This is a genomic window from Mycoplasmopsis maculosa (genome assembly GCF_900660665.1).
GTDB classification, from domain to species: Bacteria; Bacillota_I; Bacilli_A; order Mycoplasmatales; family Metamycoplasmataceae; genus Mycoplasmopsis; species Mycoplasmopsis maculosa.
In genome coordinates, this window is sequence record NZ_LR215037.1 from 404,211 (window position 1) to 420,942 (window position 16,732).

A 16,732-nucleotide genomic window follows, 5' to 3' on the forward strand; every position below is an offset into this window, starting at 1 on the left:
TCTAATACTTCTGAAGTAAATTCAGTATAAAGTCAAGTTTTTTTGATTCCTTAATTTTCATCTATTTCTAAAACATTATGTGAATAAAGTTTCAAATTATTTTCATCTTCTAAATCGTATTTAAAAATTTCTTTATATTTCTCTATTAAGATTTTTTCCTCTTAACTAATGTTTATATTTTTTAGAAAATCAAATAAAGAAGGATAAATAATTTTTAATTTAGATGGTATAGTTTTGCTATTAAAAATTTTCATATTTAAACTTTTATTTTTTAAAGTTAAATCTAAAAGTTTTTCTTTTCAATTATTAATATTTTTTATTAATTAATCTTTATTTATTATGTTTTCTAACATGCAATGACTCCTTAATTTAAATTTTTAAATTAATATATAAAAAAAATAAAGTTTAATAAAACTATTATTGATTTTTATATAAACTTTTATACAAATATTATAAACTGCTGTTGAATATTTAAATCGATTTGCACATTTTTTCATATTTTTTATTAAAAAATCGCAAAACCTTTAAGTCTTGCGATAGTTTTATTTTTCTATTGTTTTATAAAATCAAGGTATATCATATGAATTTGGATCAAACACATTTGCTCTTAATATTTGCGATCCAAATGATCTATTATTTAATAAAGTTAAAGGATCTTCATTATTTCAATTTATACCTAAATAATTGTATTCATTTGTTTCGTAATTTCTACCATATAATTCTTTTGAAAGAATACCACCATATAATGTAGAAATATATCTATTGTCATCAATAAAGAATCCGCTACCAGAATTACCACCTGTAATTCTAACAAATGAATAATCATCTTGTATTTTAATAGGTAATGTTTTTTCTGAAACATTTGGTCTATGATTTATATAACCTGTTTGATCACCTAAAGGGAATCCTATATGTGCTGAATCTTTAATATTTGGACCTGGAATAAATCCATATTTAGAACTTTCAAAATCAAACTTTAATTGAGGCAGTTTAAATCAATTTTCTAAATATTTAACTACTTGAAATCTACCTAGTCTCTTCATAGCTTTTATTATAGGATTTATATCTCAAATAACAATTGATAAGTCAGCATTGTCTACTTTTTTACCGTCTTTGCTTAATTGTTCTTTACCTGTTCAAATAACTTTTGTAGTAACATTAAAACCTTGTTGTTTTTCTCTATATCCGCCTACATAATTAAAGCTTTGAGCATCAGTATTTGGTCCAGGTAATAAATTGTTTCCAACATATTCATAAGGTACTGTAAAGTAGAATTTAAATACTCTATCACCTTTGTTATCGTAGTCTTTTAAGAATTTTTCTCCTGAATAATCGTTTCAAGTGTTAATTTTATCATCCATCCCTTGAACGTGATGATTAGTTAAAAAATAAAATCTTCCATCTTTAGGATCATTGTTTAATTTTCCTATCATGGATGCTGTACCGTTAGTATAACGCATAGTTCTAGCCATTATTGTATTAACTAACGGTCATTGTTTTCATTCTTTTATTCTAATATGATCAGCGTTCATTTTATAACCATTATGTAAGTTATATCTTACATTTTGATTTGGATTATAAAACGATGTATTCATTAATTTTAATTCATCATTGTAAAATAAAATAGGTTGATTAGTTTGATTGTAATCTACTTTGTTATAGTTGAATTGGTTTGTGTATTGATTAAACTCTTCATATTCTACATTGTTTTCATACTCTATAATTGTTTTAACACCAGCTGGCATTATCAAGAATGCTTTATTCGCTTCATAAACTTGGTTATTTTCAAATTTAACTAAATCAGGCGAGTCAATAATAATTTTTTGTTCTTTATTATCTAAAGAAATAAAAACTTCAATTCCTGTTTCATTATTTCAATTAAAAGTAATTGTTATATCATAACTAGGAATATTTTTTTCTGGACTAAAGTTTATTTTTTGTTTTAAACTTCCTTTTGAAATTAAATCATCAAAATCAATTTTTGCATTTATTCCATATTCATTTGAAAGTATTCTATTAGTTTTATTAAAGTCATTAATAAATTTATTTGCATAAAAATGGAAAGAAATTTTTCTATTTTGTGCATTATTTTTAAAAAATGTCTCTGCTAAATATTTCTTATCAAGTTTTCAATAAGCTACATTATTAGTTTTGTCTAAATTTCAAATTAAATCTTTATAATTAGGCTCTAAAATTCTTTTTCTATACACTAAATTATTTTCTAAAAATACTGTATTTAAGTTAGAATCATAAAAATCCAATTTTTCACTAGATTTATTTACTTCGCTTTTTCTAAAACCTGTTACTTTATATCAAGTGTTTCCTAAAATTTCCTCTTTAAAATTAATTACTTTATTGTTTTCAAATTTTCAATTTTGTCTTGTAGTTTTAAAGCGAATAAAGGCTTCATCATTGTTTATTTTTTTGATTTGAGCTATTTTAATGTTATTAACGCCAAATTCAAAATTTTTATAAATTAATTTACCATTAATATTGTTAATTGAAATAGCTTGTTCTAATTCTTCTAAATTATTTAAAAACTCATTTGCTGTTTTAGAAGATAAAATACTCTTGTCAATTAATAAATCACTACCTTTTATATTATTTAAAATAATTTCAGGATATAAAACTTGTTCATAATCATTAACTAAGTTTATAAAAGAAAATTCTTTATTTAAAGCGTATCTAATATTTGTGTTCGTTTTATCTATAAAAGCTACTTTAAATTTCAAACCTCTTTTTCCATTTTCTTTTATATCATAATAAAAAATGTGATATTTATTATTAAGTTTATTAATATTTTCTGTATCGTTTTTTACCAATAAATCTTTTTCATAAATTCCTGCATTAAATGGAACATAATCTTCATTTTCTAAATTAATTCCTTTGTTATCAGTTGAAGAAACTAATTTAAAAAAGTATTGTAGTTTAGTAAAAGCTTCTTGTTCTAAAAAGTTCTTTGGATTTATAGATTTATATCATATATATTTATTATCCGAAATAACTTTACCAACAGCCTTTCTTAAATCAAAGTTTGTTTCATCTAAAGTGTTAATTATTTCTAAATCTTCAGCAGGGATTGTATTGGTACTATTAAAATCATCAGTTGTAAAATACTTATTATTTTTTGGAGAAATATCTTCAAAATTTTCCATTCTAAAATTATCAATTTTTTTAATTTTTGAATTTAAGTTTGCATCTGAAGTAATTTCTGCCATATTTCCATTTTCCGTATATCAAAATGTTACTCTTGCACTACCATTTTTATTATCTGCGGAAATTAAATCCTTTATTGCTAATTGATACTTACCAAATTTTGGTAATTCATATTCATTTTCAAAAGCCTCTTTAACTTGTGAAGCCAAATAGTGACTATGAGTTTTTGTAGATGTTTTTTTAATAGAAGTTAATTCAAGAATATTTAAAATATTTCCATTTATTAATGAAATTATTTTTTCTTTATTTACCTTATCAATATAAGATTCTTTTTGTTCAGACTCATTTCTAAAAACAATATTATTTTCTGAAGATAAAGTAAAAGTTTTTATAACTTGATTATTAAATTTTACTTGAATATCATAATTTAACTTGTTTTCGATTTCAGCTGAATTTTTAATTATGTCAAAAGTAAAATATTTTGAAAGTGAATTATTTTTTAATTTTATATATTGTTTTTGTTCATCAATATTAAAATTATTTCATTCATTTTTTGAAAATTTTGAAATTTCAAAATAATCAATAGAAAAAATTTGATCAATATTAGTAAATGTTACATTATCAATAATTTCTGATATATTACTTTGAAATTCTAATCTTGAAGTGCCTAAAACTTTACTTTCTTTGTTTGATTTTAATACTACTTCATATTTAATAATTAATGTATTTTTATTTGAATTTTCTAATTCTAAATCATATATTTTATAATCGAAATATTTTGTATCAGGATTTGTTAAAAAGATATCACTATTCTTTAAAGTTATATTAGCTGAATAAAGATTTGTTTTATCTTTTTCTATTTTTGATATATTAGGATTTAAATCATAAACTACACTTTGAGTTTCTTCTCGTAAAACATCTTCATAACTTCTTTGATCATTTAAAGAAGAATCATTATTAATAATTTCCTTTATTTCATTCAAAGAAGTAGATAAAAACGTGTATTCATTTTCTAAATCAAATAAATTTATATTTATTAAGTTATTTTCGAAAAATTTATTACTAATATCAACCATTTTTTTGTAAAAATCAAATGTTGTTTTTCCTTTAACATTATTTGAGTTAAAACTAGAAATTTTTTCTTTTAATTCTTCAAAAACAGTCTTAATATTTTCTAATTTAGAATCTAATTGATTTAGTTCCTCATTTGTTTCAACATTATTAATAACAACTTTTAAAATGCTATTTAAAATATTATTTTCAAATACTGATTCATATTTATTGATTGAAACAGTTTTAGCTTGATCTACTAAATTACTATTCGCTTCTAAAATTTCATCTACTATTTTATTTAATTCAATTAAACTTGTAGCACTTGAAATTTTGAATCTTAATTCTTCAACTTTTGAATTTTCAAAATTATTTACTTTATTTTCTAATAAATTAGTTACTTCATTTTTCTTTTCTTTTAAAGAACTTAAAATAACATTATTACTTAAAATGTAATTTTTTGTTTCGTTTATTAATTCATTAACAATTTGTAGTGTTGATTCAATAATATTATTTTTATCAATTAAATTATCAATGTTTTCATACCTGTTTCTAATATTAACTATTTTTTCATCGTTTGAATTAGCTAATTCATCATTTTTTAAATATCAATTTAATAAATCTAAATTTCTATTTATTTTTAATAAATCTAAAACAGATTTTTCTAAAAAGTTTGTTTTATAGTAATTTTCTAAATTATCAATAAAGACTTTTTTTATTTTCTCATTATTTATATTATCAAAAATATAAGAAAGTTGTTTTTCAATTTTTAAATTATCTTGAAAAATTTGATTATTTATTTTTAAAAGTTTTTCATAAACGTTTTTTATATCTTCAACAGTTTTAGAATTTATATCTGAAAAAGTTATATATGTATTATTTATCAATTTATCTAATCTTAATAATTCTTTATTGATTTCATTCAATTCTTCTTTATTATTTGTTTCAAAATAAGGTTTATTTAATTCTAAATTAATTATATTTTTATAAATATCTAAAAAGCTTTTTATATCTTTAACAAAATTTTTAAAATTATAGTTTATATTTTCTTCTAAATTTATACTTTCAAAAATTGAATTTTTAACACCTTTAAAATATTCAAAATCATTTAAAGAAAAATAATCATTTATTTCCTTTTTCTCATCATTATATTTTGAATCGTTATAAGAGTTTGAATCATTAATAGAACATGATAAAGTTGTTAAAACTGATGTTATTGATAAAGTAGAAGAAGTTATTAATATTTTATTTTTCATTATTGTCCTTTATTAATAATTAAGTCATAAATTTTATAATTACTTAATTCATTATAAATAGCTATTTTATAGTTTTTTTGATTTTCATTTTCTGTCAATAAAGCTATATCCAAATATTTACCTATATATTCAAAAGTTAAATTTTTTATATCAAAAACATTATTCATAACGAATTGACCATTTTCGTTTAAAGTTGCTTTTTCGTTATTTAACGATATAGAATTTAAAGAAATGTCTGTTTTTACATTATTTTTTAGTTCAACTGTATTTGAACCAAAAAATTTGACATCAGTTACATATATAGAAAGACTTTGATTTTGACTATTTCTAGCAGGTGTCCATTTTACTTTAATCCATTGAGTTGTAGTTTTATCAAAATTAATTGTTTGCGCAGCAAAAGTTCCTTGTCATTTATGATGTGGTTTAAAAGGTGGAAAATCTTCTTGATTTGCTTTGTCTTGATTATTAACATTAACTCAATTTTTTCCATCTTCAGAAGTCTGAATGGTAATATTTGTAGGCATTTTCACTGGATTACCAGTTTGATTTGATTTAAAATCTAATAGCGTAATATCCATTCTTGAAACTTGTTTTGGTTTTGTTCATTTAAAAATAAAATAAGTTTGTGCATTTGCATAATTAAAATCTTCTCAGTTATGTCATGCTGATTGATTAGATTCAGAATTATCGCCACGGTCTATCAATTTAGGTAATTTAGGTATATGAATACTATATTCACGACGTTCAGCTCTTGTCAAAGTTGAAGTATCAACATTAAGACCATCATCTAGTAATTCTAAATTAGAATCATCGATATAAGTATAATCAGTATAAAAAATTAGTTTTGCTTTAATATTTTCATATCCTTCAACATCACCATAAATTATTTTATTGTTAGTTGCAGCAGTAGAATTATCTTCTAAAATTCAATTAACACTTTTGTTTAATAAATTATCATTATCTAAAATTTCAACTGTTGTAGGTAATTCGCTTTTATTTCAAATCTTTCCATTTTCTGTCTTAATTATTTTTGTAAAAATTAAAATTTTACTTTCTTTAATATCATTAATTTCTTTAAATGATAATTCTTTCTTTGAATAATCTATTTTATTTGTAAATAATTTATTTTCATTATAAACATTTTCTTTTTTTCTTTAATTTGTTCTTTTTGAACGTTTTCATCATTTTTACTACATGATGAAAGAACTATTGCACTGCTTCCTAAAATCGGAAGTAATATGTTTTTTAATTTCATTTTGTTCCTTTTTTATAAACATATTATTAAAATTTTGATGAATAATATATATTTTTTTATTTTATCATTTTTTAATTTTTATAAAAATGTTATTTTTATAATATTTTTACGCATTTTTTAAGAAAATTATTATTATTTTCTCTATTTTCTTTTTTTCTAAAAAATAAGTTGTATTAAAATTAAATGAAAGACTAGAATGCAAAATATTATTTTTCTTCATTCATAACTACAATACCTACAATAGCTATTTTATGTTCTAATGAAGCAATAAAACAATTTAAATAAAAATAAAAAAATCAACATTTCTTTGTTGATTTTTTAAATTACTCTAAACCTGATTTATTTCTAAAAATTATATTAATAGGACAACCTGTATAATCAATAGCTTGTCTTATTTGTTTTTCTAAAAATCTTTGATAACTAAAATGAACAAATTTTCTATTATTAACAAAGAAAATAAATGTAGGAACTTTATCTTCTGTTTTACGAACAAAATAAATATTTAATCTGCCGCCATTATAAGGAGCTGCTGGTTGAATTAATTGAGTCTCTCTAATTAAATTACTTAATATACTTGGTTTTATATCTCTTTCAAGATTTGTTTTTACTTGCGTTATTTTTTCTATTAGTTTTTGCATTCTTAAACCTGTTTTAACAGAAATAAATTCAACTGGAACTCATGGAACAAAGTGAAATCTATTACGCATTTTCTTTTCAAAATCATGCATAGTGTATGTATCTTTTTCAACTAAATCTCATTTATTTACACAAATAATAATTGGTTTATTATTTTCTAAAGCATACCCTATTATTCTAGCATCAAAATGAGAAAGTTCTTGAGTAGAATCAATTAATACTATAGATAAATCAGATTCGTCTAGTGAACTCATTGCTCTTTTTAAAGCAAGTGATTCAACTTGATCATCAATTTTACTTTTTCTAGTAATACCTGCTGTATCTATTATTTCAAAATCTTGACCATTTAATGTTACAATACTTTTTACGCTATCTCTTGTAGTTCCTGCTATTTCAGAAACTATAGAACGATTTTCCTTACTTAAAAAATTTAATAAGCTGCTTTTTCCTGCATTTGGGCGACCAATTATTGACAACTTAAAATATGGGCTAGAAATTTCCTCATCAAGATTTAAATGTTTCAAACATTGATCTAGAACATCACCAACACCATTTCCATGAAGAGCACTTATTCTATAAATGTGTTCAACTCCTAAAGAATATCAACTATAATCAAAAGAACTAATATTATCTAATTTATTTGCTACTACAACAATTGGTTTTCCTGATTTTTGTAATAATTTAAAAATCATTTTATCATCATTTGTTATATCACCATTGCCATCTACCATAAATATTATTACATTAGCTTCTTCAATAGCAATTTTTGCTTGTATTTGAATTTGTTCTTGGAATGGTTTATTTTCAATTTCAATTCCACCGGTATCAATTAATCTTATTTCTTTACCATTTCATGTGAATGTTTCATAAAGTCTGTCCCTTGTAACTCCAGGACGATCAAATGTTATACTGCTTCTTTTTCCAATAAGTCTATTAAAAAGTGTGCTTTTGCCAACATTTGGTTTTCCTATAATTGCAATAATATTTTTTTTCATTTACTTTGCTCTCTCTCCAGCTAAAAGAATAATATAATCAACCACTTCTTCAAATGTCATATTCGTGCAATCTATTTCAATAGCATCTTCAACTTTATGTAATGGATCTGTTGACCTATGAGTATCTTGATAATCGCGAGCTATAACTTCTTTCAGAATGATTTCATATTCGCTTTCAAAACCTTGTTCTAAATTTTGTTTATATCTTCTCATGGCTCTTTCTTTTGGATCAGCATTTAAAAATATCTTTAATTCTGCGTTAGGCATAAGTCTAAATGTTGTATCACGACCATCCATAATATAACCTTTATCTTTAACAGTTATATGTCTTATAAATTTAACAACCCATTGTCTAACACCATCGTATTGTGCTATTTTAGAAGCAGCTTTGGAAATTAAATCTTCTCTTATTTCTACACTAACATTTTCTTGATGTAAAAATACTTCTTCATTAGAATTTATAAAAATATCACTTTTATCAAGAGAATTAAAAACTGCCTCTTGATCATCAAGGTCAACTCCTAATCTAACTGCATTCAAAGCCAATGCTCTGTAAACACTTCCTGAGTTAATAAATGTATATCCTAACTTACGAGCTATTTCTTTACTTACAGTTGATTTACCAGCTCCACTTGGGCCATCTATCGCTATATTTATTCGTTTCATAATCCCTACCTTATTTATTTAATATTATTATTATAAATAATAAAATAAAAAATAATAAAGTTAAATTTCAACTTTATTAATAATTATTTCTGTTGTTTCATCAAAATTTAGCTGATGATCATCATAAATTGTATTTTTCTTATTATTTTCAGAATTTAATGTTTCTAAAATATTGTCATATAATCCAGAACTAAAACTAATTTGTCTAAAGTAATTGCTCTCTACATTTTTAGGATTAAATTTTTTAATTTCTACAAGATTTCGAAATCAAAAACTATCATCTAATTCTTTAATTTTAAAAGAATTTTCAAATTTATCATTTTTATCGAAAGCATCTTTAAAAAAGTATTTTTCGTCACCTAATATATTTTCAAAAATCTCTATATTTTTTCTTAATTCTATATCATTATTTATCAAACTGTTAAACATGTTTTCATTTGAATATTGACTTTTATCAAAGACGCTTTGTAATTCTTTAATTGGCTTTTTGTTCATAATTTAATTATATAAAAAAAGACAGTAATATAATTACTATCTATTTTATTTTTCTAATTGAATTACTAATTCTTGTATTTTTGAGCCATTATTAGCATTTCTTGTATCAATAAAATATTGATATATTCTATCTGCATTTTTAATATAAATTGTTATTAAGCCAATTGATTTAACGTCATCTGATATATTTTCACTTGGTGAAAGTTTAATTATATTTTTAATAATTGTACCTTTACGATTTACTTTTTTGATTTCATATTGATCATCTTCTAAAGGCATAAAACCAAGAGGACCTAATATAGGATTTTTATTTAATCTAGAAGCAAATGTGAAATCACTTAAGTCTTTATCAAATGAAGCGTAAAAAGCTTTTTCATGATTTATTACATCTAAAAATTTAGGTAATGAGTAATCTAAATTTTTATTTGAAACAAATGGAGTTTCAAAAGTAATAATATTTGATGAAGAAGATTCAGTTTTACTATTAAATATCTTTATTGATTCTAATTTATATTCAACTATTTCTAGTTTTTCTGATCCTCTTGAAGCTTCAACAGGAATAGGTGAAATAAATTTAACAATTAATTTTTTTGTTTCAGAATCATATTTAAATTCAGAATCTATTTTATCACTTGTTGTTAATATTTCTTCATTAGATCCTTTTACTTTAACTTTTCAATTTAATTCAATAAATTTATTTGTTGGAGTATTAGCATTTTCTAAATAAGTTGGTTTTTCTTCTAAAACTTTTTCATAATTAAAATCTCTTAAAACAGAAGTATTAGCAACAAAAGCTTCTTCAGGTTGTCTTTCTTCTTTTAAATCAACACCTTGTTTAGCTTCTTTTGTATCAAAAAACACATCTTTTCATTTATTATTATTTGATCCTAAAAATGTGTTAAATTGATAAGAATAAATTCTATCTTCATTTTTTAAATATAAAAATCCTATTCTTGCGGTTTCTAAATCAGATAATTCTTTATTTAAAGAAATCTCAACAATATTTTTTATATCAGATCTATTTCTTTTTACTACTTTTATTGTATATTCAGAATCATTCATTATTGTTGGTGTAAGTTCTTTTATAGAAACTAAAACACCTGCTAATTTCATTGATGAAATATCTTTATCGAATTCAACATAAATTTTTGAGCCTTGATTAATAACATCTTTAACAATAGGAGATTTGTAATCCTTTACTTCATCATGAGTAACATTTTGTAATGAAATTTCTTCTGTTTTGTCGCCATTTAAAATTAATATTTTTGAAACTTCATAGCTTATTATTTCTTTGCTTTCTTCAGAATCAATAGCTAATGTTGGTATTGGAGAATTTGTTTTAATAATTATTTTTTTATCACTGGTAGAATACTTAATAAATGAATTAATTTCTTTTGAAATAATAGTTGTTTTTTCTTCCATTCCCTTAATGCCTACTTTAAATTCTAATTTAACTTTAATTTTTTCAGAAGCATCATTGTTTTTTATAAATTCTGGTTTTTGTTCTTTTGGTAATTCAAAATTAAATTCTCTAATAACTTTATTTTGAGTAATAAACGCTTCGCTTTCTATTCTAGAATTTGGTATTACAACTGATTTATAAACTGCAGGTTTTTCAGGTTCATCTGTTATATCTTTATCAATATTAGGATTTTCAAAAATAGGAATATTTTCAATATCAGAGTCTTTTTTAGTTTTTAATGTTATGTTTATATCGTCGAATTTATTTTCATTTCCAGGTGTTAATGTACTGAATTTATAAATATAAACTCTATCAGAATTTTTAACATATAATTTTCCTAATCTAACAGACTCAATGTTCTGATCAATATTAACCAAAGAAATTTCTAAAATATTTTTAATATCACTATTTTTTCTATTTAAAACTTTAATAGAATAATTTTCATCAGGCAATTTCTTAGCTGAAATATTTTCAATTGCTATAAGCATAGATGAAAAAGATAAGCCTTCGATTGATTTATCAAACTCAATGTAAAATTTATTATCTTTTTTAATTACATCTTTAACTTTAGGAAAAGAATAATCTAACGATTGTTCTGAAACAAGTTCTTTATCTAGATTAATTTTTTCAACTAAATCATCTTTTTTAATTTCAATATTTTTTATAGAATAACTTTCAATTTCAACTGGATTTCCATTTTCGTCATTACCTATTGCAGGAACTGGTGAAAATAAAAATAGTTTCAATTCTTTAGAAGATTCAACAAAACTAGTTTTAGCTTTTATTGATTCGCCTTTTACTGTAAGTTTTGTTTTTTTCTCATCTTTTAAAATAATGTTTCATTCTATTATAGCATCAACAATTTTTTCATCGCTAGACTCATTAAAAAATAATGGTTTAGTTTTTGATGAGTAATCTAAAGTTAATGAAAAGTCTCTTGTGACCATTCCATTTGTAATAAACGCTTTCTCGTTTTCTCTTGATAGTTTTAATTCAATGCCTTCATTATTAGGGTTTTCAGGTTTTTTATCTTTTTCTGGAAAAGAAGGTTTTTCAACTGGTTTTTCGTCATCTATAGAACAACTAATTGCTAAAGAAGCAACTGATGCACTACTTATTAATGAAAATATAATTTTTTTGTTATTTTTTTTCATTTTATGTCCTTTATTTTTTTAATATAATTCACTTTATTGCTTATTATAAAACTTTATTTTTAGCAAATAAAACAAAAAATGTAATTTTACTTACATTTTAAAATATATTTTTTTATAGTTTTTCCTAAGCCTGCATTTTTATAATTATATTTAGAAATTACATCTGCAGTCTTTTTAAATCTTTTTGACCCGTTTTTCATTGAAATTAATACGCCTAATTTGTTTCCACTCATATCATTTTCAGTATCACCTATATGAGCACATTCTTCGGGTTTTATACCTAAATTAGAACAAAATAATATTTCTGAATCTCCTTTTGTGCAATTTTTAGAAGTAATTTCAATCATATTATTTCTTTTACCTGTGAAAACTATTTCTAAATCATTTGAAAATTCATTTTTTATATTTTCATAAAATTTTTTAATCTTTCTAGGGCTAAAATCTCAAATCATCATTTTTGAAATTGGTTTTTCAAAAATAAATTCTGAATATTTTTTTGCTTTTATTTTTGAAAAACTTAAAATAAATTTTAAAAATTTATTATTAGTAAAACAATTATTTTTTATGTCAGAATTTATAATAAAAGATAAATTTGTTTTTTCAACTAATTTTATAATTTTTTTTACTAAATCACTATTAATAGATTCATTTTTTATAACTATGCCATTTTGTACAACATATGATCCATTCCATGCTAAAAAATCACTTTCTGAGCCTATATCTTTTAATAATACTTTTGTATGACCGTCAGGTTTTCTTCCTGTTGAAACAACAACTTTAATTCCTTTTTGTCTTGCTTCATCAACAAGTTTTCTGTTTTTTAGACTTATTCTTTTTTTACCATTTTTAATGGAATCAATTGTTGTCCCATCTAAGTCAATAAATATTAATTTTATATTTTTCATAATAAAATTATAAATTTAATTATTAAATAATTGTATTTTTAATATCGTTTTTTACAATTTCAAAAACCTCAAAATCAGTTAGGTTATTTGTATTAATTATTTTGTAATTTATATTATATTTTTTCATTAATAAAATAAATTCACTCTTGTAACAATTCAATAAATCCTGAAAATAAGTTTCATTTTCTTGAAAATTTTTTATTTCTACTTCACGACCTCTTTTAAATATTCTTTTTTTAAAATTAAATCAATCTATGTCCAAAAAATAAGCAATATCAGGTATATCATCATATTCTATTATTTCATTGAATAATGCTTCAAATGCTTCAAAATATTTATTTTCCTTCTTTTTTAAAGTAACTTTAGCAAAAATATAATGTTCCAGATTAAATCTATCTAAAAATATAAATCCTTTATTACCTTCATTTTTTAATAATCAGTTTTCTTTTGACTTTTTAAAAAAATCTGATAAATATTCAATTATATAAGCTTGAAATGAAATATCAATATTAGGCTTTTTTTTATATATTCATTTTAAATAAGTGTTAAATATTTCATCATTTTCACCAAATTCTTCTAATACAATCGAATTTTTAAAACTACTAGCTAATTTTTTACTTAAGGTGCTTTTCCCTGCACCTATCATTCCGCTTATAGCTATAATCATTTTTTTCCTCTTTTTAATACTTTTTTATGATTATTTATTATTTCTAAGGCTTTTTTTAAAACTTCATCTTCACTTAAATTATCTGTTTCAATTATTTCATAAATCAAATTATATTTTTCGGCTTGTTTTATAAAAAGATCTTTATATGCTTCATATAACTTTGTAAAATATTCTTTATTATTTTCATAATTGTTAATTTCTACTTCACGACCTCTTTCAAATAGTCTTTTTTCAAAAGTATCATAAGTCATATTTAAAAATATAGCTAAATCAGGAGTTTCATTCTTTGTGATTAACTTTGTGAATAATGCATCATATCCTTTTAAATATTTTTCACCTTTTACTTTTAAATTTACATTAGCAAAAATATAGTGTTCTATACTAAAACGATCTAAAATAATATGATCTTTTTCTCAACTCTTATTATCATCATTAAATTTGTTTATAAGTTCATTTAATTTAGTTGTATGATTTTCTACAACATATGATTGAAAACCTATTGACAAATTTGGTTTTTTTTCGTATAATCATTTCAAAAAAGTATTAAATACTTCATCATTTTCATCAAATTCTTCTAATATGTAAGAAGATTTAAAATATTCATGCAATTTTTTAGTTAAAGTGCTTTTTCCACTACTTATCATTCCGCTAATTCCTATTAACATATTTCTCCTTTTATTAAAAAATAGATTATAAAAAAGCATTATTATAATGCTTTATAATCACTAATCATTTGTAGAACAGTTTCAAATGATTTATTAAATTTTTGTTCTCTTGTTATAGAATCTACAAATTCCATATTTGGCAAAATATCACTAATTTGTAAAATAGATGCAGCTTTTTTACCATATCTTTTTGCAACCGCAAATAAAGCATAACTTTCTGCATCAACAACATCTGATGCGGTTTCCTTAATTGTATCCTCAATATTTCTTATACTATAAAAGACGTCTGCAGAATGAACACTTCCTATTTTATAATCAAAATTAAGTTTTTTAGCACTATTTATTAGTTCATCTGTAAGGATTTTGTCTGGATAGTATACTTTTTGAAGTTCGTTATTATTTAACATACTTATTGCTGTATTATCACTATAAGATCTATTTATAATAACTAGATCTAATAATTTTCATTCCTTACGATAAGTACTTGCTGACCCGCAACGAATAATTACATCAACACCATATTCAACATATAATTCATTTGCATATGTTCCTGTTGAATATTGTCCCATGCCGTGTGAACCAAAAGTTATCTTTTTGCCCTTGTAATAACCTGTGTAAAATGATGCATTTCTTAAATTACTAACTTCCTTTACATCATCTAAATATTTATAAGCCATAAACTTCATTCTATTTGGGTCACCTGAAAGAATTACTATTCTTGCTATATCGTTTTTCTTTGCATTAATATGTATTGACATAATACCTCCGGATAATTAATTTTACTCTAATTTTTTTATAAAAAGTAGTTTTTATCTTTAAATTTTTATAATTAACTATTCTTCTATATATAATTAATATTAGGAGGAGAATATGGATTTAAATTTACTTATAATAAATTTAATTTTAATAATAATTTTGATAACTTTTTTAACTATTGTTACAATCTTATTTATTGTCAAAAAACCCTTTAAAAAAGTTGATTTAGAAAAAAATAATGATAATTTTAATGAAGAAATTATAAAAAATATTAAATTATTTATAATAGAAGAATTTAATAAAATTGAAAATAGAATATCAAATGAAAAAACAGAATTATTAAAGGAAAATAATAAACAAATTTTAGAAAACAATAACTATTATAATGATCTTAAAAGTAAACTTCAATTGCAAATAAATGATTATCAAAAAAACATTGAAATAAAACTTGAAGAAGCAGTAAAAAATTTTATCAATTTTCAAAAAAATTTAGAAAAAGATAATAATAATTTATTTGAAAAAATTGTTGAAAACAACAATAAAAAAGTGACTGAAGAATTTATTAAATTAAATGAATATATAACTAAAATGGTCAACGAAGGATTAAACAATATTAAATCAGGTGTTGATAGTTACTTTAATGAAAAACTTACAAATCAAATAAATGATAATTTTAAAAATGTTGGAGAAAAAATTCAAAAATTAGACTCTGACATTATAAAACTTGAAAAATTACAAGATGACGTTGGTAATTTAAATAAAGTTATGTCTGGAGTTAAAACAAGAGGAAACTTTGGAGAATTTCATTTAGATCAAATTTTAGAAGATCAATTAAATGGAAATTATGAAAAACAATTTAAATTATCAGGCGATGATTCACTTGTAGATTTTGCAATTAGAATTTATGAAAAAGATAAAAGTTTATTTCTTCCTATTGATTCTAAATTTCCGCTTGAAAATTATATTAAATACATAAGTTCTGAAAATAAAGACGAGCAAGAAAATTACTTAAAAGAGTTGTTTAATGATGTTATTTCAATGGCAAAATCTATTTCTAAAAAATATATAATAAAAGGTGTAACAACCGATAACGCTTTAATGTATATTCCTAGTGAAAGCGTTTATGCATTATTGCTTTCTAATCCAGAAAAAATTTATGAAATAAATAATAAGTATAATGTTGTAATAGTAGGACCTTCAACAATTTTAACTTTTATAAACTATAGTAAAATTACAGTTGCAAGTGCTCATTTAAAAGATAATATAAAATTAATAAAAGAAGCAGTTGATGCAATTGTTAAAAAGCATAGTGAAATAAATTCAAAATTAGATGAAGCTGATAATAGCATAGCTAAATCACAAAAAGCAATTGAAACTGTTAGAAGACATACTGGTACAATATATAATAAACTTACAGATAGAAAATTTAATAAATCATTAAATGCTTTAGAGCAAGAAAATAATACAATAGAAGATAATTAAAAACATATTTACCTTATTAATAGGTAAATATGTTTTTTTAAAATAATTTTATAGGTTGTTTTTATAACGAAAATTTAAAGTTTAAGAAATTTAATTGTTATATTATTTTATTTTCTATTTTATATTTTAAAT

13 protein-coding genes are annotated in these 16,732 nt (G+C 22.0%); 2 read left to right on the forward strand and 11 right to left on the reverse strand.

The genetic code is table 4. From position 1 onward, the window contains the following. Positions 1–542 precede the first annotated feature (542 nt). The gene (locus EXC47_RS01630) at positions 543–5,462 is read right to left on the reverse strand and encodes an MGA_1079 family surface serine endopeptidase (protein WP_129646493.1); all 4,920 of its coding nucleotides are present in this window, start codon (positions 5,460–5,462) and stop codon (positions 543–545) included. Then, the gene (locus EXC47_RS01635; RefSeq protein WP_129646495.1) at positions 5,462–6,220 is read right to left on the reverse strand and encodes a hypothetical protein; all 759 of its coding nucleotides are present in this window, start codon (positions 6,218–6,220) and stop codon (positions 5,462–5,464) included. The genes EXC47_RS01630 and EXC47_RS01635 overlap by 1 nt, the downstream gene beginning before the upstream one ends. Before the next feature lie 133 nt (positions 6,221–6,353). Here EXC47_RS01635 and EXC47_RS01640 point away from each other — a divergent pair, with 133 nt between their 5' ends. Continuing rightward, a complete protein-coding gene (locus EXC47_RS01640; protein WP_129646497.1) occupies positions 6,354–6,563 on the forward strand; it encodes a hypothetical protein in 210 nt (69 codons plus the stop codon). 1 nt (position 6,564) lies between these two features. On the opposite strand, the gene EXC47_RS03905 is transcribed toward EXC47_RS01640, so the two are convergent. From EXC47_RS03905 to EXC47_RS01680, 9 genes are all read right to left on the reverse strand, one after another. Beyond that, a complete protein-coding gene (locus EXC47_RS03905; protein WP_165255943.1) occupies positions 6,565–6,717 on the reverse strand; it encodes a hypothetical protein in 153 nt (50 codons plus the stop codon). 323 nt (positions 6,718–7,040) lie between these two features. Next, complete coding sequence (gene der, locus EXC47_RS01645; protein ID WP_129646499.1) at positions 7,041–8,348, reverse strand: ribosome biogenesis GTPase Der; 1,308 nt, start codon at positions 8,346–8,348, stop codon at positions 7,041–7,043. Continuing rightward, positions 8,349–9,014, reverse strand: a complete 666-nt coding sequence (cmk, locus tag EXC47_RS01650) for a (d)CMP kinase (RefSeq protein WP_129646501.1) — start codon at positions 9,012–9,014, stop codon at positions 8,349–8,351. Between the two features lie 60 nt (positions 9,015–9,074). Then, on the reverse strand, positions 9,075–9,509 hold the full coding sequence (locus tag EXC47_RS01655; RefSeq protein WP_129646503.1) for a hypothetical protein: 435 nt from the start codon (positions 9,507–9,509) through the stop codon (positions 9,075–9,077). Between the two features lie 45 nt (positions 9,510–9,554). After that, positions 9,555–12,125: a hypothetical protein gene (locus EXC47_RS01660; protein ID WP_129646505.1), complete on the reverse strand. Its 2,571-nt coding sequence runs from the start codon at positions 12,123–12,125 to the stop codon at positions 9,555–9,557. An 86-nt stretch (positions 12,126–12,211) separates the two neighbouring features. Further along, a complete protein-coding gene (locus tag EXC47_RS01665) occupies positions 12,212–13,030 on the reverse strand; it encodes an HAD-IIB family hydrolase (RefSeq protein ID WP_129646507.1) in 819 nt (272 codons plus the stop codon). 22 nt (positions 13,031–13,052) lie between these two features. Then, entirely contained in the window at positions 13,053–13,697 is a 645-nt protein-coding gene (locus EXC47_RS01670) for a deoxynucleoside kinase (RefSeq protein ID WP_129646509.1), read from the reverse strand. Further along, positions 13,688–14,362 carry a deoxynucleoside kinase gene (locus EXC47_RS01675; RefSeq protein WP_129646511.1) on the reverse strand — a complete coding sequence of 225 codons (675 nt, stop codon included), beginning with the start codon at positions 14,360–14,362 and terminating at the stop codon, positions 13,688–13,690. Before EXC47_RS01675 ends, EXC47_RS01670 begins: the two co-directional genes overlap by 10 nt. A 41-nt stretch (positions 14,363–14,403) precedes the next feature. Further along, positions 14,404–15,120 carry a phosphorylase family protein gene (locus EXC47_RS01680; RefSeq protein ID WP_129646513.1) on the reverse strand — a complete coding sequence of 239 codons (717 nt, stop codon included), beginning with the start codon at positions 15,118–15,120 and terminating at the stop codon, positions 14,404–14,406. A 112-nt stretch (positions 15,121–15,232) separates the two neighbouring features. Between EXC47_RS01680 and rmuC the strand changes: the two genes are divergently transcribed. Continuing rightward, positions 15,233–16,600, forward strand: a complete 1,368-nt coding sequence (gene rmuC, locus EXC47_RS01685; RefSeq protein WP_129646515.1) for a DNA recombination protein RmuC — start codon at positions 15,233–15,235, stop codon at positions 16,598–16,600. Positions 16,601–16,732: the final 132 nt, after the last annotated feature.